Raw genomic sequence first — 18483 nt, 5'->3', positions numbered from 1 at the left:
TCGCAGCGGCGAGCGCGACGACGGTCGTGATGCTCACAAGCCGATGAAGAAAAAGATCATGGCCGACGTGTGGCCGGTCTCAGCGGTTCCATCATTACAAATGACGGTCAACCTTTCATCATTTGCGGCATCTTCGTTGACAACTTCGGGCTTTTCCAAGACCTCGATCTCCACCAGGCCTTGCCTGCCTTAGCCAATCGCGAACGTCGTCGCGGCATCGCAGCGGATGCTGCTCGCGCTGACGCTGACGCGCTGCCAGCATCGTCCCGGGATTCTCGTTCTTGCTTTGCGTATCCTGAAAATGGGCAACCGATACTTTTTTTGCAGCTTCGCGTAACCTGCTGGCTCGCGATGACAGCTATCCGTTCGGCAATTTCGCCTTCAGCGCATAAAGCGCTTCCAGCGCCTCGCGCGGCGACATCTCGTCGGGATGCAGCGCCTTCACCGCCTCGATCAGTTTCTCGCCTTCGCTCGGAGCTGCGGGCTCGGCTGCGGCGCGCGAGGGCACCGCAAACAACGGCAGATCGTCGGCGAGCGCTCGCGCCGTCTGCCCGCGGTCCTGCGCCTCGAGTTTCGCGAGCACCGATTTCGCCCGCGCGATCACCGACGGCGGCAGACCCGCAAGTTTCGCGACCTGGATGCCGTAAGAGCGATCCGCCGAGCCCGGCAGCACCTCATGCAGGAACACGACGTTGCCCTGCCACTCCTTGACGCGGACGGTGGCGTTGAAGAGCCGCGGCAGTTTTGCAGAGAGCGCGGTGAGCTCGTGATAATGCGTCGCGAACAGCGCGCGGCAGCGGTTGGCCTCATGCAGATGTTCGATCGCGGCCCAGGCGATCGACAACCCGTCGAAGGTCGCCGTGCCGCGGCCAATTTCATCAAGGATGACAAGCGAACGCTCGCTGGCCTGATTGAGGATAACGGCGGTCTCCACCATCTCGACCATGAACGTGGAGCGCCCGCGTGCCAGATCATCGGCCGCGCCGACGCGTGAGAACAGCCGATCGACGATGCCAACCCTCGCCCGCGACGCCGGCACGTAGGAGCCTGACTGTGCCAAGAGCGCGATCAGCGCGTTCTGGCGAAGAAACGTCGATTTGCCGGCCATGTTGGGACCGGTGAGCAACCAGATCTGGCCTGATTGTTGTTGCGGCGCGGGCGAAAGATCGCAGGCATTGGCGATGAACGGCTGACCGTCGCGTTTCAAAGCCTGTTCGACCACCGGATGTCGGCCGCCTTCGATCGCAAAGGACAGCGAGCCATCGACGTCCGGCCGCACATAATTGTCGTCGACCGCGCGCTTCGCCAAGGCGGTTGCGACGTCGAGGCTAGCGAACGCATAGGCCGCGGCGCGCAGGTCTTCGCTCGCGGCGACGGCCAACGCGCAGAGTTTTTCGAAAATCTCCAGTTCCAGTCCGAGCGCGCGGTCGCCGGCATTGGCAATCTTGGCCTCGATCTCGCCAAGCTCTGACGTGGTGAAACGCACCTGCCCTGCGAGCGTCTGGCGATGGATGAAGTTTGCGTTGAGCGGCGGCGACATCAGCTTGTCGCCATGCTGCGCCGTCACCTCGACGAAATAGCCGAGGACATTGTTGTGCCGGATTTTCAAGCCCTTGACGCCTGTGTCATCGGCGTAGCGCGCCTGCATGGAAGCGACGACCAGCCGCGATGCGTCACGCAGGATGCGCGATTCATCAAGCGCTGCCTCATAACCTTCGCGCACGAAGCCACCGTCCCGCTTGAGCAGCGGCAGTTGCTCGGCCAATGCACGCGCAAATTCACGCGCGAGTTCGCGCGACGGACGGCGCAACGCCGCCATGATTGCAACGACGTCCTGCGGCGGCTCCTGCATGCGCGCGAGTTGCGCCAGCGCCTGATCCGCGGCGAGGATGGCATCACGCAGTCCCGCAAGGTCACGCGGGCCACCGCGTCCGAGCGACAGCCGCGCTAAGGCCCGCGACAAGTCCGGCGCTGCATGAAGCGTCGTGCGGAGATCGTCGCGCAGGCCGCTGTCAGCGACAAAGGCGGCGATGGCATCAAGCCGCCGCGCAATCGCGCTCGCTTCGGTCAGCGGTGCGGCCAGCCGTTGCGCCAGAAGCCGCGAGCCGGCGGATGTCACCGTGCAATCGATGGCATCGAGCAGCGAGCCGCGGCGTTCGCCGCCCAGCGTGCGCGTCAGTTCGAGGTTGGCGCGGGTTGCCGGATCGATCGCCATGGTGGTGCCACTGGCTTCCCGTGACGGCGGCGACAGCGGCGGACGCTTTCCGACCTGCGTGCGGTCGATATAGGTGACAGCGGCGGCCGCGGCTGTGGCCTCCAGCCGCGACATCGCGGAGAGACCGTCCATGGTCGCGACCGCAAAATAGTCGCACAGCCGCCGCTCGGCCGTGGAACTGTCGAAGACGTCGCGCGTGAGCGGCGTCACGGCCGGCCATTCGCGTAATGTCGATCCGATGTCGGTGTCGCCATAGAGCGCGTCGGTAACGATGATCTCGTTTGGGTTGATGCGCGACAAGGTCGCGGCGAGTTCGCTTATCGAACATTCCGTGACGATGAATTCGGAGGTGGAAATGTCGATCCAGGCGAGGCCCAGACGATCGGCGCCGGATGAGCCGCGCATGCGTGCAATCGCGAGCAGATAATTATTGGCCCGCGCGTCGAGCAGCGTGTCTTCGGTCAGCGTGCCCGGCGTCACCAGCCGCACGACGTCGCGGCGCACCACGCTCTTGGCGCCGCGGGCGCGCGCCGCGGCCGGATCTTCCATCTGCTCGCAGACCGCGACCCGGAAACCCTGTGCGATCAGACGGTGCAGGTAATCGTCAGAGCGTTCCACCGGAACGCCGCACATCGGAATGTCCGCGCCCTGATGCTTGCCGCGCTTGGTCAGCATGATGCCGAGCGCGCGGGAAGCAATCTCGGCATCCTCGAAGAACAACTCGTAGAAATCGCCCATCCGGTAGAACAACAACATGTCCGGATTGGCCGCCTTGATTTCCAGGTACTGTTCCATCATCGGCGTGACGCGCGGAGGCGCCTCGGCGGCAGGCTGGGCGTCGGATTGAGGAAATGTCGGCTGGACGGTCATGGGCGGCGCAAACTATCGAATTTCGCTCTGCGGTCCTATGGCTATGGTGGGTCTATGCGTCTTATCCACGGCGCATGGCGCGGTCATCCCAATTCCAGCATGGCCGCCCTCCCGCCAAAAGCTATCGGCGATCAATTGACCTGTTCCATCCCCGCTCCTACAACTCGATTTCATCAGAATTGTCACGGCGTAAGGAGGGACCGATGGGTGAGGTATTTGTATGTGACGCGGTCCGGACACCGATCGGCCGCTTCGGCGGTTCGCTCGCCAAAGTTCGCGCCGACGATCTCGCGGCGACGCCGATCAAGGCCTTGATGGCGAAACATCCAAACCTCGACTGGTCGGCCGTGGACGAGGTCTATTTCGGCTGCGCCAACCAGGCCGGCGAAGATAACCGCAACGTGGCGCGCATGGCGCTCCTGCTCGCAGGCCTGCCGGAATCGATCCCGGGCCAGACCCTCAATCGCCTGTGCGCCTCGGGGCTCGACGCTGTCGGCGCCGGCGCCCGCGCGATCCGCGCCGGCGAGATCGATCTTGCGATTGCCGGCGGCGTCGAATCGATGACGCGGGCGCCGTTCGTGATGGGCAAGGCGGCGGAGGCGTTTTCGCGCTCGGCGGAGATTTTCGACACCACCATCGGCTGGCGTTTCATCAATCCCTTGATGAAGGCGCAATACGGCGTCGATGCGATGCCGGAGACCGGCGAAAACGTCGCCGAGGAGTTTCAGGTGTCACGCGCCGACCAGGACGCGTTCGCGATCCGCTCGCAGCAGCGCGCGGGCAAGGCGATCGCGGCCGGTTACTTCGCCGAGGAAATCACGCCCGTCACCGCGCCCGGCGGCAAGGCCGGCCCGATCACGATCGACAAGGACGAGCATCCGCGGCCCGAGACGACGCTCGAGGGTCTCGCCAAGCTGAAACCGATCGTGCGCAATCCGGGCACCGTGACCGCCGGCAACGCGTCGGGCGTCAATGACGGCGCCGCCGCCATGATCCTTGCGTCGGAAGCGGCTGTGAAGAAGCACGGCCTGACGCCACGTGCGCGCATTCTTGGCCTTGCCTCCGCCGGCGTGCCGCCGCGCATCATGGGCATTGGTCCGGTGCCGGCGACGAAGAAGCTGATGGAACGGCTCGGATTGAAGATCGGCGATTTCGATTTGATCGAGCTCAATGAAGCTTTCGCCAGCCAGGGTATTGCCTGTCTGCGCCAGCTCGGCGTTGCGGAGGATGCCGACTTCGTCAATCCGCATGGCGGCGCGATTGCGCTCGGCCATCCGCTCGGCATGAGCGGCGCGCGGCTTGTCGTCACAGCCGTGCATGGCATGGAGAAGCGCGGAGGCAAACGCGCGCTCGCCACCATGTGCGTCGGCGTCGGCCAGGGCGTCGCCATGGCGATCGAGAAGTTGAACTGACGTTTTCCTCATCCTGAGGAGCGCGAAGCGCGTCTCGAAGGATGAGGGCCTCATGGTTCGAGACGGCGCAAGCGCCTCCCCACCATGAGGACGACCAGCGGAGATCCTCATGACCCTCGCCTATCCCATTGCCAGCAACGCCGCCCACCCGGCGCGGCTGTCGCCGGACTACAAGAGCACGATCAAGCGCTCGCCGTCGAAGCCGCTGATCGTCATGCGCCACACGCTGACGGAATTGACCGGGCCCGTCTATGGCCACGAGACCGTGCGCCCCGGAGACGCCGACCTCACCACCCAGCACAAGGGCGAGCCGCTCGGCGAGCGCATCATCGTGCATGGCCATGTGCTTGACGAAGACGGTCGCGGCGTCCCTAACGCGTTGGTCGAAATCTGGCAGGCCAATGCGTGCGGACGGTACATCCACGTGGTCGATCAGCATCCGGCGCCGCTCGACCCGAATTTCACCGGCGCAGGCCGCACGCAAACGGACAGCGAAGGCTATTACAGGTTCACGACCGTCAAACCCGGCGCCTATCCTTGGGGCAATCACCATAATGCATGGCGTCCGGCGCACATCCATTTCTCGATGTTCGGCCACGCCTTCGTGTCGCGCCTCGTGACGCAGATGTATTTTCCGGGGGATCCGCTGTTTGAATTCGATCCGATCTTCAACTCGGTCACCGATGCACGCGCGCGCGCGCGGATGATTTCCGCCTTCGATCTCGAGAATACCAAGCCCGAATGGGCGCTGTGTTATCGCTTCAACATTGTCCTGCGCGGCAAGAACGCCACGCCGATGGAAACCAAATAGTGAGTGAGACGAAGCCACAGGGGATCACGCCCTCGCAAACCGTGGGTCCCTATTTCGCTTACGGGCTGACGCCGGCCGGCCGCTACGAGTGGAATGACGCGTTCACCAACAATCTCCTCACCGCCGACGTCACCGGCGAGCGTATCCGCATCGAGGGACAGGTGTTCGACGGCGACGGCAAGCCGGTCAACGATTGCATGCTGGAGATCTGGCAGGCCGACGCGCAGGGCCGCTTCGCCGATCCGCAGGACAAGCGCGCGCTGCCGAATTCGAAGTTCCGCGGTTTTGGCCGCTGCGGCACCGGCGCGAACGGCGAATACGCCTTCGACACCATCAAGCCGGGCACGGTGCCCGATCCCGACGGCAAACCGCAGGCGCCGCATATCCTGGTCGCGGTTTTTGCGCGCGGCATGCTGCTGCAAACCTACACGCGCATCTATCTCGAGGGCGAAGCGGCCAACGCCGCCGATCCGGTGATGGCGCTGGTGCCCGCGAATCGCTGCGACACGCTGATTGCGAAACGCATGCCCGGCGGTAGCGCCGCCTTTCGCTTCGACATTCACCTTCAGGGCGACAAAGAGACGGTGTTTTTCGATGTGTGACGGCAGCTACGCATCTCTTTGTGTTACGGGCGAACATTCGCCGCATGGAGTGATCACCAGTTTGTGATCAGACAGTTGATTCGGTTACGCTTTTTATCCTGCAAACGACAAAAAACTGTGGTCCGATGGCCACACTCAGCGGTTTTGCTTGGTTACGCTCTGCAACCTGATTGTAACGGTTGGAAACATCCATTACGCCTCGAGCGGGCTCATTCCCGTACCGCTGAGGACATCATGAAAAGAGTTGCTTTGGGACTTCTGCTGGCTTCGGTCGCCGGCTCTGCTTATGCCGCCGATCTGCCTGCACCGCCGGCCGTGCCTTACACGAAGGCGCCCGCGATCGTCAGCCCCGCCACGAACTGGAGCGGGTTCTATATCGGTGCGATGGGCGGCTACGGCAGCGAGAACAGCGGCGACCAGTTCGCGATCAAGGGCGGCTTCGGCGGCGGTACGGTCGGTTACAACTGGCAGTTCGGCCAGTTCGTCGTCGGCCTGGAAGGCGACGGCGCGTTTGCCGACATCAACAACAGCGTGACGCAGGTTTTCCCGGTCGTGGGCGCGGTGACCGCGTCGGCGAAGGTCGATGCGCTGGCGACCATTCGCGGCCGCTTCGGCGTCGCGTTCGACCAGGTCCTGCTCTATGGCACCGCGGGTCTCGCGCTGGCCGACACCAAGCTCAGCGCGTCCGCCCTTGGCCTTACCGTCAGCGACAGCCAGACCCTGACCGGCTGGACCGCGGGCGCGGGCATCGAGTGGATGTTCCTGCCGCACTGGTCGGTGAAGGGCGAATACCTCTATCGCAGCTTCGGCAGCCAGACCTTCTTTGCGTCGACGGTCCCGGGCGGCATCTCGACCGGAACGCTCAACATCAACAGCGGCCAGGTCGGCATCAACTATCACTTCTGATCGCCAGAAGCGTCAGACCAATAGACGAAGGGGCGCTGCATGCAGCGCCCCTTTTGCTTTGAGATTCGACGATTTTGCTTATTCCATCACGGCATGATCGGGTGCGGCCTGCTTGCGAAGTGCCGTCTTGGTCGAGCCGATCATGATCGCGAGCGGGATCGAGCACAGGATGAAGATCATCACGAGCTGGTAGTCCTGCGAGAACGCGATGATCTGCGCCTGCAGCGCAACCATTACGTCCGCCATGGCGCGGCCCTTGTCGGTGGAAAGATTGATCAAGCTGTGCACGTCGGGCATCTGTAGCGCCTGATTGAACGGATTGATGTGCTCGGACAGGATCGCGTAAATCCGCCGCCCGCCCTCGGTCAGTTGCGCGATCACGATCGAGATGCCGATTGAACTCGCGACATTGCGCATCAAGGTGAGCATCGAGGTGCCGTCGGTGCGCAGATGATTGGGCAGCGTCATGAACGCCACCGTCGAGAGCGGCACGAAGACGAGCCCGAAGCCGAAACCCTGGATGATGCTGATGACGACGATCTCCGTCGCGCCGGTCTGGTCGGTCCAGCCGGTCATGTTGTAGAGCGAGGCTGCGGTGATGGTAAGGCCCGTGACGATCAGGGTGCGCGCCTCGATATAGCGCATCAGCCGGCCGACCATCATCATGGCGACGAAGGTGCCGCAGCCGCGGCTTGCGAGCAGCACGCCCGCGGTGATGATGGGATAGCCGATGACGTTTTGCAGGTAAGGCGAGGCCAGCGCCATGGTCGAGTACAGCACGAGGCCCATCACCGTCATGAAGATGCAGCCGGTGAGGAAGTTGCGATCTTTAAACAGCGCGAACTGGATGAAGGGACGATCGGTCGTGAAGGAGTGCGCGAAGAAGTAATAGAAGCCGGCGATCGCGACGATGAACTCGGCGATGATCTCGTTGGATTCCAGCCAGCCGAGCTGCTCGCCGCGGTCGAGCGCGACCTGCAAAGCGCCGATGCCGACGGCAAGCGCCGCGAAGCCGAACCAGTCGAAGCGCAGATTGCGGTCTTGCCTGGTCTCGTCCATGAACACCATCAAACCGAGCACGGTGATGAAGCCGAACGGCAGGTTGACGAAAAACACCCAGTGCCAGGAATAGGTCTCGGTCAACCAGGCCCCGAGCGAGGGGCCCATGATCGGACCCATCATCACGCCCATGCCCCAGATCGACATCGCTTTCGCGCGTTCCTGAAGCGTGTACATGTCGAGCATGACCGCTTGCGACAGCGGCACCAGCGCCGCGCCGAATACGCCTTGCAACAGGCGAAAAAGCACCATCTGGTTGATGTCCTGCGCCAGCCCGCACAGCACCGACGCAAAGGTGAAGCCCGCCGAGCATATGATGAAGGTACGCTTGCGCCCGAAGCGGTTGGCGATCCATCCCACCGGCGCTGTCATGATCGCCGCCGCAACGATGTAGGAGGTCAGCACCCAGTTGATCTGGTCCTGCGACGCCGACAGCGTCCCCTGCATGTAGGGCAGCGCGACGTTGGCAATCGTGGTGTCGAGCGCCTGCATGATGGTGGCGGTCATGGCGCAGATCGTCACCATGTTCCGCCGCAGGCCCGGAACAGTGCTCATCGGTTGTCTCAGTTATCGTCTTGCTTTGCCGCCGCGTGGAGGCCTAATAGCCCGGCAAGCGTGCGCTTGTGGCCGGTGTCGATCGTCGCATAGGCGCTCATGCCCGCCTTCAGCTTCTTCACGAACGGATCGTTCTGATCGAAATAGATCCGCACCGGAATGCGCTGCACCACCTTGACGAAGTTGCCGGTGGCGTTCTGCGGCGGCAGGATCGCGAATTGTGCGCCGGTGCCGGGCGACAGCGAGCCCACGGAGCCCTTGAAGGTGTGATCGGGGAAGGCATCGACTTCGATCTCGACCTGCTGTCCAACCGCGACATGCGTCATGTCGGATTCCTTCAAGTTGGAATCGATCCAAGGTTTGGCGACATCGATGACGGTGAAGACCGGCGAGCCGGCGACGACGAAGCGGCCGAGCTGAATCTGGTCGACGAGTGTCGCGATGCCGTCAATCGGCGCGCGCATCTCGGTGTGGTCGAGATCGCGCTCGGCTTGCGCCAGCGCAGCCTGCGCCTGATAGTAGGGCGGGAAATCCTCGAGCTTGAGGTTCGGGTTGCCGAGCAGCTGCGTCAGCGAGCTCGAGCGCTGCTGCTGCACGAAGGCGAGTTCCGCACGCACGGTGATGGCGGAATTCGTGGAATTGTCGAGATCGAGCTGCGAGCCGTAATTGTTCTTTACCAGCGCCGATTTGCGCTCGACGTCGCGCTGCTTCAGGTCGATCGACTTCTGCATCAAATCGGCCATGTCATCGTAAATCTTGATGTTGGCGACGAGATTGCTGTAGCTCGTCTTCGCCTGCTCGACGGCAGCCTTGGCGCGGTCGACCGCCAAACGAAATGGCACCGGATCGATCTCGAACAGCACGTCGCCCCTGTGGACGAGTTCGCCTTCCTTCACGACCACCTTGTCGATCCGCCCCGAAATGTCGGGCGTGATCAGGACCTTCTGCGCGCCAACGTAAGTGTCGTCGGTGCCGACATAGCGGCCGCCATTGAGATAAAACGTCACGCCGCCGAGCACGGCGACGATCGGCAGCACCACCAGCAACAGGAAGCGGCGATAGCGGCGCATCGCGGCAAGCAGGCGGCGAGGCCGCGTGCCTGCGAGTTTCTCGCGTGGCTGCGATGGCGCGCCCTTCTGTTCGGGCGGGAATTTCAATACGGGGTCAGCCATAGCGCTGTTCTTTCCTTGCATCGTCTTCAGCATCCGCGATCGCATTGCGGACGTTTTCCTTGACCGCCTCCAACTGAGTGAGGAGCCGCTGTGCGTCGGGCGCGCTGATGCCTTCCAGCGCGGTCGCCGTGATTTCGGACTTCAAGGCGCTCATCCTGCCAAGCAGCGCACGGCCCGCCTTGCGCAGGTAGAGCCGGTTGACGCGGCGATCGCTGTCGTCGCTGCGGCGTTCGATCCACCCGTTGTCGCAAAGACGATCGATCAGTCGCGTCAGCGTGATCGGCTGCATCTCCATCTGTTCGGCGAGTTCGGTCTGCTTCATGCCCTCGAAGCGTTCGACCTTGGCCAGCACCGCCCATTGCGCGCGGGTGATGCCAAAGCGCGCCGCCTGCCGGTCCGCGTAGGCGCGCACCAGCCGTTGCAATTCGCCGAGCGTAAACAGGAAATTCGCATCCACAGCGTCGCGGGCCATTCGTCCTAATCCATAAGCTTGCGATATAATAAGCTTGCTTATGAATTTTTCATGGCTTTGGCAATGCCGTTCTGACCTGCCAAATCGGCATGGCTTAAGGAACCGCTAAGGCGATGGCGTCGCGAGGCCTTTCGACGAAACGGATTTCGGTTCCCCGACGCAAAATGCTAGATTGACAGAATGCGACTGGCCAAACCGACCTTCCCCGCCCCGGATCACGATCACGGCCGCTGCACGGCCCATGCCCTGCAGCATGCCGAGCGGGTTTGCACCCGGCGTTCGCAAAAATTCACGCCGATCCGGCGTCAGGTGCTGGAAGCGTTGCTGTCCAGCCACCGGCCGCTCGGAGCCTATGAGGTGATCGAGGAACTGGCGAAAACGAAGCCGCGGCCGGCGCCGATCACGGTCTATCGCGCGCTCGACTTTCTGATGGAAAACGGCCTCGTCCATCGCATCGAAAGCCGCAACGCTTTTCTCGCCTGCGCGCATGACCACGACGAGACCGCGATGGTGGCGTTCTTGATTTGCGAGCGCTGTGGCCTCGTCGGCGAAGTGCCCGCCGCGCCGGTCGCCCAAAGCCTCAACAATTCGGCGCGCGCCAACGGCTTCACGCCGAAAATGTCGATCGTCGAAATCACCGGCGTTTGCGCGCACTGTCAGAATTAAGAGAGCGACAAGCTTCCCATGAATCCAACCAAATTGCCGCTTCATTCGGCGGAGCGCTCGCTCAGCCCGCAAGCGATTGCCTTGATGCTGATGCTGTGCGTGAGCTGGGGCTTCAATCAGATCGCGGTCAAGCTCGCGCTTTCAGACATTCCGCCGTTATGGCAAGGCGCGATCCGCTCGACGGCAGCGCTTCCGGTGCTGCTCCTGATCGCGCACTTCCGCGGCACCAAACTGTTCGCTCGCGATGGCACGTTGCGCGCGGGAATCTGGCTCGGCGTGATCTTCGGCATCGAATTCGTGATGATCTTTCGCGGGCTGGAGCTGACCTCGGCCTCGCGCGCAGTGGTGTTTCTCTACACGGCGCCGTTTTTCGTCGCGCTCGGGTCCTACCGGTTGCTGGGCGAACGGCTGCGCGCCTCGCAATGGGCGGGGCTTGCGTTAAGTTTTATCGGCGTCGCGCTCGCCATCGGCGTGCCGCAGGCCGATGTCGATGCGGATGTGCTGTGGGGCGATCTGTTGATCGTCGGTGGCGGGGCGCTATGGGCCGCCACGACGTTGATCGTCAAGGCCACGCGGCTCAGCCGCGCGCCGGCCGAAAAGTCCCTGATCTATCAGGTGTCGATCTCGATCCCGATTTTAGGCATGGCAGCCTTCTTTTCCGGTGAGGTCGTGACCCATTTTCCCGGACCTTTGGCCCTGTCGCTGATGGCCTATCAGGCGATTTGGGTGGTCGGATTGACGTTTTTGCTGTGGTGGGTGCTGGTTAAGGCCTATTCGGCCAGCAAATTGTCGGCATTTACCTTCATCACCCCTTTGTTTGGCGTCGCGGCTAGCTATTTCATCCTGCATGATAGGCTGACCCCGGTTTTCGGGGCCGCGGCACTTCTCGTCATCGCGGGGCTTTACCTCGTAAATCGGCCCAATCCCGGGGAACCCGTACCCGCTGATCCATTGCTGACCGTCACCGAAACCTGATATCTGAGCGCCCATGAACAAGCCCGAAATATTGCCCGAAGACGACATCGCCGGCCACCAGTGCCGCCGATCTGAAGTTCCCACAGCGGCTCCGCGAGTTGTTTTGGAGAACTTCAGATCGCAAAGCGGCACTGGAGCTCTAAAATTGGCCAGGGCCCTTTGCTTTCTGAAGTTCGTATAGAGGATGCCGCGATGACAGACGAACTTCAGAAAGCGGGCCCGGGCGCGCGGCATAAAACCACCCAGGTCAAGGTCGGCCACGTCACCGTGGGCGGCGGCGCGCCAATCGTCGTGCAGTCGATGACCAACACCGACACCGCCGACGTCGAAGGCACCATCGCCCAGGTCGCCGCACTCTCGCGCGCCGGGTCCGAAATGGTCCGCATCACGGTCGATCGCGAGGAAGCGGCCGCGGCCGTTCCGCATATCCGCGACGGGTTGCGCAAGCGCGGCATCAACACGCCCTTGATCGGCGACTTCCATTATATCGGCCACAAGCTCTTGGCCGAATATCCGGCCTGCGCCGAAGCGCTCGACAAGTACCGGATCAATCCCGGCAATGTCGGCTTCAAGAACAAGCGCGACACCCAATTCGCCGACATCATCGAGATCGCCAACAAGAACAACAAGCCAGTGCGCATCGGCGCCAATTGGGGCTCGCTCGATCAGGAACTGCTCACGAAGCTGATGGACGAGAACACGGCCTCCGCCAATCCGCGCGACGCCCGCGCCGTGACGCGCGAAGCCATGGTGCAGTCGGCACTCTTGTCAGCTGCCCGCGCGCAAGAACTCGGCATGCCCAAGAACAAGATGATCCTGTCGGCGAAGGTTTCCGCCGTGCAGGATCTGATTGCGGTCTATCAGGAACTGGCGCGCCGCTCCGACTACGCCATCCACCTTGGTTTGACCGAGGCCGGCATGGGCTCGAAGGGCATTGTTGCCTCGTCCGCCGCGCTCGGCATCCTGCTGCAAGACGGCATCGGCGACACCATTCGCATTTCCTTGACGCCCGAGCCCGGCGGCGATCGCACGCTGGAAGTGCAGGTTGCGCAGGAACTGCTGCAGACCATGGGCTTCCGCACCTTCGTGCCGCTGGTTGCGGCATGTCCCGGCTGTGGCCGCACCACCTCGACCACGTTCCAGGAACTGGCGCGCTCGATCCAGGATTTCATCCGCGACGAGATGCCGGCCTGGAAGACGCAATATCCGGGGGTCGAAGAGCTCAACGTTGCTGTCATGGGCTGCATCGTCAACGGCCCCGGCGAGTCCAAGCACGCCAATATCGGCATCTCGCTGCCTGGCACCGGCGAAGCACCGGCCGCGCCGGTGTTTGTCGACGGCAAGAAATTCCGCACCCTGCGCGGACCGACGATTGCTGCCGAGTTCAAGGCGCTGGTGATCGACTATATCGATCAGCGTTACGGCAAGGGCGCGAAACTCCCGGAGACGACGGCGGCGGAGTAGCGCTTCGTCGTCCGCTCTCGCGCTTCGAATATCCAGCGTTTTTGTGATGCGCGACGGGCTGACGTGCAGCTGCGTCTCTGTGATAGCCCATGAGCCTGCGAGCGAAACTCCTGCGGCTCGCCTTGCGCCTGTTCAAGCACCGAGGCAAACGCCGCCTGCTGGATCTTGCGACCGCGCGCCGCCGTTTGCGGCTGCTCGAACCTCTTGTGCCCGGTCCCTCGCGCGGCACCCGTACCGAGACCCTCGATGCTGATGGCGTGAACGCGGTGCGGATCGCGGCCCCCGGCGCGCGCGACGATGCCTGCATTCTGCATTTTCACGGCGGCGGCTACGTGATCGGCAGTGCGCCGCTGTACCGCGACTTCACCTGGCGGATCAGCGCCGCGGCGCGCGCCTCCGTATTGTACTTCGACTACCGTCTCGCGCCGGAGCATCCGTTTCCGGCCGCTCTCGACGATGCGGTCACGGTCTACCGCTGGCTGGCCAGGCGCATCGGCCCACAGCGCATCGCGTTTCTCGGCGACTCCGCCGGCGGAGGCCTCATGCTCGGCACGCTCCACCGGCTGCGCGACGAGGGCCTGCCGCTTCCAGCCGCGACCGTCGCCATCTCGCCCTGGACCGATCTCGCTTTGACCGGGCCTTCGCTCCAGAGCAATGCGGCTTCGGATCCGATGATGGATGCCACGCGGTTTCCCACCTTTGCCGACTACTACCTCGGCGGCGCCGATCCGTGCCATCCCTATGCCTCGCCGCTGTATGGCGATGCCTCCGGTCTGCCGCCGACGCTCATTCACGTGGGCGGCGACGAGGTCCTGTGCGACGATGCGACGCGAATGGCCGCACGGATGAAAGAAGCCGGCTGCGATGTCGAGGTCGAGCTTTGGCCCTTCATGCCGCATGCTTGGCATCTCTACGCGCGCATCCTTCCCGAGGGACGCGAGGCGATCGCGCGCGCCGGGGCCTTCGTGCAGGACAGGCTGGGGGATTGAGCCCGGGCAAACCGTTGATCCGCCGGCCGCGACAGACCGAACCCGACGGCGTTTCGATGCGACCAAGCGTTGGGGGGGCGCAAATGTCCGACGCTTTTGACCGTTTCAGATACAGCTTCTTCGAGGACCCGACATCGGCACGGGACGGGCTCGACATCGCCTCGCTGAGGGCGATCGAGGACTACGAACGCGGCGAAGCGGAAAGATTGTTGCTCGCATTCCTGCCGGATGCGCGCGCGGTGATCGGGCTTGGCGTGCTGCGCTCGGCTAAGGCCGAAGTCGAGCTGTCGCGGCTGTTCGACACCGAGCGGAAGCAACAGATCGACGCCCGCAACGATCCCGCGATGCAGCCCGGCGGAAGCAATGAATGGTATCCGTCCGCGATGCTGTATCTGGCGCAGGCGTTATGGCGCATCCGCCCCGAGCCGCGCTGGCCGCAAGCCGTGATCGAGGTGTTGGCGTCCGCGCGCGACTGGGTGTTCCGCCACGAGGCCGTTCTCGTGCTTGCTGGAATTGGCGAGCCTGACGCCGTTGAGGCGCTTGTGAATGCGTTCGACGATGAGGAGCCGCTGGTGCGCCATGGCGCGGCGCGCGCGCTCCTCACGCTCCATGGCCTGCCGGCGGACTTCACCGATCCGCAAGCCGTGACGATCCGGATCATGTCAAGAGATGCTGCGCGCCGCGAGACCGCGCGGCTCGGAATCCTGGCGGTGATCGCGGGACGGGCGCTGGTGAGGGAGTAAAGGCCGGCGCCTTGACGAGCCCGCCGGCGCTTCGGCTATGATCGGAAAAAGCCGAAGGGGGAGCCATGATCGTGAAGGCGAATTTCATCTATCGGACCGCGCTTGCGGCGTCGTTCGGATGTTCATTGCTGCTGGGTCTCGGGGCAACGGCGACCAACGCGCGCGCCGCTGAACTGAAAGTCATGAGTACGGTCGCGCTGACGCCGACCCTCGACGAGCTCGCCCCGAAATTCGAGGCGTCCGGCAATCATCTCACCATCGTCTACAGCACGATCGCCAACTTGAAGAAGAAAATCGATGCGGGCGAAACCGCCGACGTCTTCATCCTGTCGCACCCTGTTCTCGACGACCTGCAAAGCCAGGGCAAGGTTGCCAAGGGCAGCGTCGCCGACCTCGGAACATCTTATGTCGCCGTCGGCGTCCGCGCCGGCGCGCCATTGCCCGACATCTCGACGCCGGAAAAACTCAAGGCGGCGCTGCTTGCCACCAAGTCGATCTCCTACGCCGATCCGGCGAAGGGCGGTGCCAGCGGCATCCATATGGCCAAGGTCATCGATCGCTTGGGGCTTGCCGAGCAGATGAAGCCGAAGACCGTGCTGGTGCCGGGAGCGGAATCCGGCGAACTCGTCGCCAAGGGCGAGGCCGACATGGCCGTGGCGCAGGCCTCGGAAATCGCGGCCGTGCCGGGGACGCAAGTGGTTGGCCCGCTGCCCGGCGATTTCAACAGCAAGATCACCTTCTCGGCCGGCGTCGGCGCCACCGCCAAGGACCCCGCTGCCGCCAAGACGTTGATCGAGCTTTTGACCGGCCCGACCGGCAAAGCCGTGCTGAAGTCAAAGGGCATGGACCCGGCCTAGATCGCGTGCCCCGGACGCGGCGCAACGCGCCGACGGGCGTGGTGCGCTGCTGATCCGGGGCCCACCACGCACATGCGTTGATTGGGAGTCCCGGCTCTGCGAAGCAGCGTACCGGACGATACTTCGCATCGCCGCGAGCACGCTGCATCGCGTCCGGGACAAGAGTGCCAACCCGTCACGATTTTTTTCCGCTTGTGCCGTCGGGCAAATCACCTTTAGAAGCCCGCGCCATCCCGTCCCGATAAGACGGGCGTTTCGCGATCGTCACGGACGTTGGGTGCGGGATGCGGTGGACGCGTTGGTGCCGTCTCGACGAGCGGCATCAAAGCGGACGGCGAAGTCGTGTGGTCCTGATATCTCGACGCTGATATCAAGTCGGCGGATGATCCGCCGGCGATGGTGGCAAGAAAGCCCGATCGCCAGGGAGAGCACGAAGGAAACCGTTAAAACCATTCGCGTGCGGGAATGCCGGGTTGTCCGGCAATACCTGCGGTGGACTTACTCGTGTGCTTTTTCTTTTGCACATGAGGCTGTGGGTGCGGCCAGCACCCGGCATTCCCGTGCGCCCTCTGATCTCAAGAGGGACGAAACTCTTCCGACAACTCGGGCGCGAGAGCGCCGCGGGAAGGACAATCGTGCGCCGACAAGAATTCCTGCTGCGTCGCCCCGGCGTTCGCCGGGACGACAACGAAGAGCCTGCGTTCGCCTGGGATGCCCGTGTGCTTGCTTGTCGACCCCGCCGCAAGATCGAGAACTTGCGTTGACGGCCCGCATCGCCTGCGCGAAGCTCCGCCGAGGCAGGGGAAGAACCGAAGGAAAAGACGATGAGCTGGCAACCCTCCAACGACCCCGTCCTTGGCGATCCCCATTCTTGCGACGCGCTGGAGCTCGTCATCGTGCCGCGCACCCGCGACCTTGGCGACGGCTTTGAAGTCCGCCGCGCGCTGCCGCACGGCAAACGGCAGATGGTCGGCCCGTTCATCTTCTTCGATCATTTCGGTCCGGTGCAGTTTCTGTCCGGCAAGGGCATGGACGTGCGCCCGCATCCCCATATCGGGCTTGCCACCGTCACCTACCTGTTCGACGGGGCCATCATGCACCGCGACAGCGAGGGCAATATCCGCGAGATCGAGCCCGGCGCCATGAACCTGATGACGGCGGGCCGCGGCATCGCCCATTCCGAGCGCACGCCGGACCTGCAGCGCCAGAACGGCCAGAAAATGCTGGGCTTGCAGAGCTGGATCGCGCTGCCGGCCGGAAAAGAAGAAATCGCGCCAACGTTCCAGCATTACGCCGCGTCGGACCTGCCGACCGTATCCGATCGCGGCATCTCCGCGCGGATCATTGCCGGCCGCGCCTTCGGCGCGACCTCGCCCGTCGCGATGGTCTCGCCGTGGTTCTATGTCGAGGTGACGGCGCAAGCGGGCGTCAACGTTCCCCTCGATCCAGACCAGGAGGAACGCGCGATCTATATCGTGGATGGCGAGATCGAGATCGCCGGCGACCGTTATGAGGGCCCGCGGCTCCTGGTGTTCCGGCCCGGCGACCGCATCACCGTCAAGACACTCACGGCCGCGCGGATGATGTTTCTTGGTGGAGATGCCCTCGAAGGCCCGCGTCATATCTGGTGGAACTTCGTTTCATCCAGTAAAGAGCGGATCGAACAGGCCAAGCAGGACTGGAAGTCCGGCCGCTTTGCGCCCGTGCCCAACGAACACGAGTTCATTCCGCTGCCGGAGTGAGCCTCTCCACCTTGCCCCCGCGAACGCGCGTTCTGTTTCGAAAGTCAACTTCATGACCACCATGCTGGCGAGCGATTTGCCTCTTCCCCGTATCGGGCGCGGCAAGGTCCGCGACATCTATAGTGTCGGCGACGATCGCGTGCTCCTGCTCACTACCGACCGCATCTCTGCCTTCGACATCGTGATGGCCGAGACCATCCCGATGAAAGGCGCGGTGCTGACACAAATCAGCGCCTGGTGGTTCAGACAGCTTGAAGGCGTGGTGCCACATCACATGATCAGCGCCGATGCTGACAGCATCATCCGCGATGTGCCGGCCTTGAAGGATCATCGCGCCTCGCTGCTCGGTCGCGCCATGCTGTGCAAACGGACCAAGGTGTTTCCGATCGAATGCGTGATCCGCGGCTATCTCTCGGGCTCGGCCTGGAAGGAATATGCGGCGTCCGGCACGCTCGCCGGCGAGGAGCTTCCGAAAGGCCTCCTCGAGAGCGGCAAGCTCGAGCCCGCAATCTTCTCGCCCGCCACCAAAGCCGAGAGCGGTCACGACGAAAACATCACGGTCGGCCGGATGCGTGAGGTCGTGGGCGCGGAGGTGACCGATTCGCTCGAAAGCATGACGCGCGCGGTCTACACGCGCGGTGAGAAGATCAGCCGCGACCACGGCATCATCATCGCCGACACCAAGTTCGAATTCGGCCGCGACGCGCAGGGGCGCATCATCCTGATCGACGAGGTCATGACCCCGGACAGTTCGCGGTTCTGGGCCGCCGACGTCTACAAACCGGGGCAGCCGCAGCCGAGCTTCGACAAGCAGCCGCTGCGCGATTATCTCGACGCCGAGCGTCGCGCCGGCCGCTGGAACGGCGAAGCGCCGCCGCCGCCATTGCCGGCCAGCGTCGTGGATGCGACCAGCAGGCGCTATCTCGAAGCCTATCGCCGCGTCACTGGCCACGATCTCAAGATATAGAGCCGG

General features: G+C 63.4%; 17 protein-coding genes. 12 read left to right on the top strand and 5 right to left on the bottom strand.

Annotated features, from left to right (window positions below; all coding sequences use genetic code 11):
- Positions 1-33: 33 nt before the first annotated feature.
- Both VFB05_RS07850 and mutS read right to left on the bottom strand, forming a co-directional pair.
- Complete coding sequence (locus VFB05_RS07850) at positions 34-159, bottom strand: hypothetical protein (RefSeq protein WP_325010731.1); 126 nt, start codon at positions 157-159, stop codon at positions 34-36.
- A gap of 199 nt (positions 160-358) precedes the next feature.
- Positions 359-3085, bottom strand: a complete 2727-nt coding sequence (gene mutS, locus VFB05_RS07845) for a DNA mismatch repair protein MutS (protein WP_325010729.1) — start codon at positions 3083-3085, stop codon at positions 359-361.
- A gap of 203 nt (positions 3086-3288) precedes the next feature.
- On the opposite strand from mutS, the gene pcaF reads away from it, so the two are divergent.
- From pcaF to VFB05_RS07825, 4 genes are all read left to right on the top strand, one after another.
- Positions 3289-4497 carry a 3-oxoadipyl-CoA thiolase gene (gene pcaF / locus VFB05_RS07840; RefSeq protein ID WP_325010727.1) on the top strand — a complete coding sequence of 403 codons (1209 nt, stop codon included), beginning with the start codon at positions 3289-3291 and terminating at the stop codon, positions 4495-4497.
- A 109-nt stretch (positions 4498-4606) separates the two neighbouring features.
- Positions 4607-5308 carry a protocatechuate 3,4-dioxygenase subunit beta gene (gene pcaH / locus VFB05_RS07835; RefSeq protein ID WP_325010725.1) on the top strand — a complete coding sequence of 234 codons (702 nt, stop codon included), beginning with the start codon at positions 4607-4609 and terminating at the stop codon, positions 5306-5308.
- Positions 5308-5910: a protocatechuate 3,4-dioxygenase subunit alpha gene (gene pcaG, locus VFB05_RS07830; protein WP_325010723.1), complete on the top strand. Its 603-nt coding sequence runs from the start codon at positions 5308-5310 to the stop codon at positions 5908-5910. The genes pcaH and pcaG overlap by 1 nt, the downstream gene beginning before the upstream one ends.
- A gap of 234 nt (positions 5911-6144) precedes the next feature.
- Positions 6145-6816 carry an outer membrane protein gene (locus VFB05_RS07825; protein WP_325010721.1) on the top strand — a complete coding sequence of 224 codons (672 nt, stop codon included), beginning with the start codon at positions 6145-6147 and terminating at the stop codon, positions 6814-6816.
- Positions 6817-6894: 78 nt separating this feature from the next.
- Here VFB05_RS07825 and VFB05_RS07820 read toward each other — a convergent pair whose 3' ends face one another.
- Genes VFB05_RS07820 through VFB05_RS07810 form a run of 3 tightly spaced genes read right to left on the bottom strand, consistent with a single transcriptional unit; the run spans position 6895 to position 10074 of the window.
- The gene (locus VFB05_RS07820) at positions 6895-8430 is read right to left on the bottom strand and encodes an MDR family MFS transporter (protein ID WP_325010719.1); all 1536 of its coding nucleotides are present in this window, start codon (positions 8428-8430) and stop codon (positions 6895-6897) included.
- Positions 8431-8438: 8 nt separating this feature from the next.
- Positions 8439-9602 (bottom strand): HlyD family secretion protein, encoded by a 1164-nt coding sequence (locus tag VFB05_RS07815; protein ID WP_325010716.1) that lies wholly within the window; start codon positions 9600-9602, stop codon positions 8439-8441.
- Positions 9595-10074, bottom strand: coding sequence for a MarR family transcriptional regulator (locus tag VFB05_RS07810; RefSeq protein WP_325010714.1), 480 nt, complete (start codon positions 10072-10074; stop codon positions 9595-9597). The genes VFB05_RS07815 and VFB05_RS07810 overlap by 8 nt, the downstream gene beginning before the upstream one ends.
- A gap of 180 nt (positions 10075-10254) precedes the next feature.
- On the opposite strand from VFB05_RS07810, the gene VFB05_RS07805 reads away from it, so the two are divergent.
- The 8 genes from VFB05_RS07805 (at position 10255) to VFB05_RS07770 (ending at position 18477) form a co-directional block, all read left to right on the top strand.
- Positions 10255-10740: a Fur family transcriptional regulator gene (locus VFB05_RS07805; protein WP_325010712.1), complete on the top strand. Its 486-nt coding sequence runs from the start codon at positions 10255-10257 to the stop codon at positions 10738-10740.
- A gap of 18 nt (positions 10741-10758) precedes the next feature.
- Positions 10759-11715, top strand: coding sequence for a DMT family transporter (locus VFB05_RS07800; RefSeq protein WP_325010710.1), 957 nt, complete (start codon positions 10759-10761; stop codon positions 11713-11715).
- Between the two features lie 192 nt (positions 11716-11907).
- Entirely contained in the window at positions 11908-13179 is a 1272-nt protein-coding gene (ispG, locus tag VFB05_RS07795; protein ID WP_325010707.1) for a flavodoxin-dependent (E)-4-hydroxy-3-methylbut-2-enyl-diphosphate synthase, read from the top strand.
- Positions 13180-13268: 89 nt separating this feature from the next.
- Positions 13269-14168, top strand: a complete 900-nt coding sequence (locus VFB05_RS07790; protein ID WP_325010705.1) for an alpha/beta hydrolase — start codon at positions 13269-13271, stop codon at positions 14166-14168.
- 83 nt (positions 14169-14251) lie between these two features.
- On the top strand, positions 14252-14911 hold the full coding sequence (locus tag VFB05_RS07785; RefSeq protein ID WP_325010703.1) for a HEAT repeat domain-containing protein: 660 nt from the start codon (positions 14252-14254) through the stop codon (positions 14909-14911).
- A gap of 71 nt (positions 14912-14982) precedes the next feature.
- The gene (locus tag VFB05_RS07780) at positions 14983-15768 is read left to right on the top strand and encodes a substrate-binding domain-containing protein (protein ID WP_325010701.1); all 786 of its coding nucleotides are present in this window, start codon (positions 14983-14985) and stop codon (positions 15766-15768) included.
- 824 nt (positions 15769-16592) lie between these two features.
- Complete coding sequence (locus VFB05_RS07775; protein ID WP_325010699.1) at positions 16593-17510, top strand: pirin family protein; 918 nt, start codon at positions 16593-16595, stop codon at positions 17508-17510.
- A gap of 52 nt (positions 17511-17562) precedes the next feature.
- On the top strand, positions 17563-18477 hold the full coding sequence (locus VFB05_RS07770) for a phosphoribosylaminoimidazolesuccinocarboxamide synthase (RefSeq protein ID WP_325010697.1): 915 nt from the start codon (positions 17563-17565) through the stop codon (positions 18475-18477).
- Positions 18478-18483: the final 6 nt, after the last annotated feature.

Source organism: Bradyrhizobium sp., assembly GCF_035652035.1.
Taxonomy (GTDB): domain Bacteria; phylum Pseudomonadota; class Alphaproteobacteria; order Rhizobiales; family Xanthobacteraceae; genus Bradyrhizobium.
Note: the sequence above shows the minus strand (reverse complement) of the source record. Positions and strands in the feature narration are given on the sequence as shown.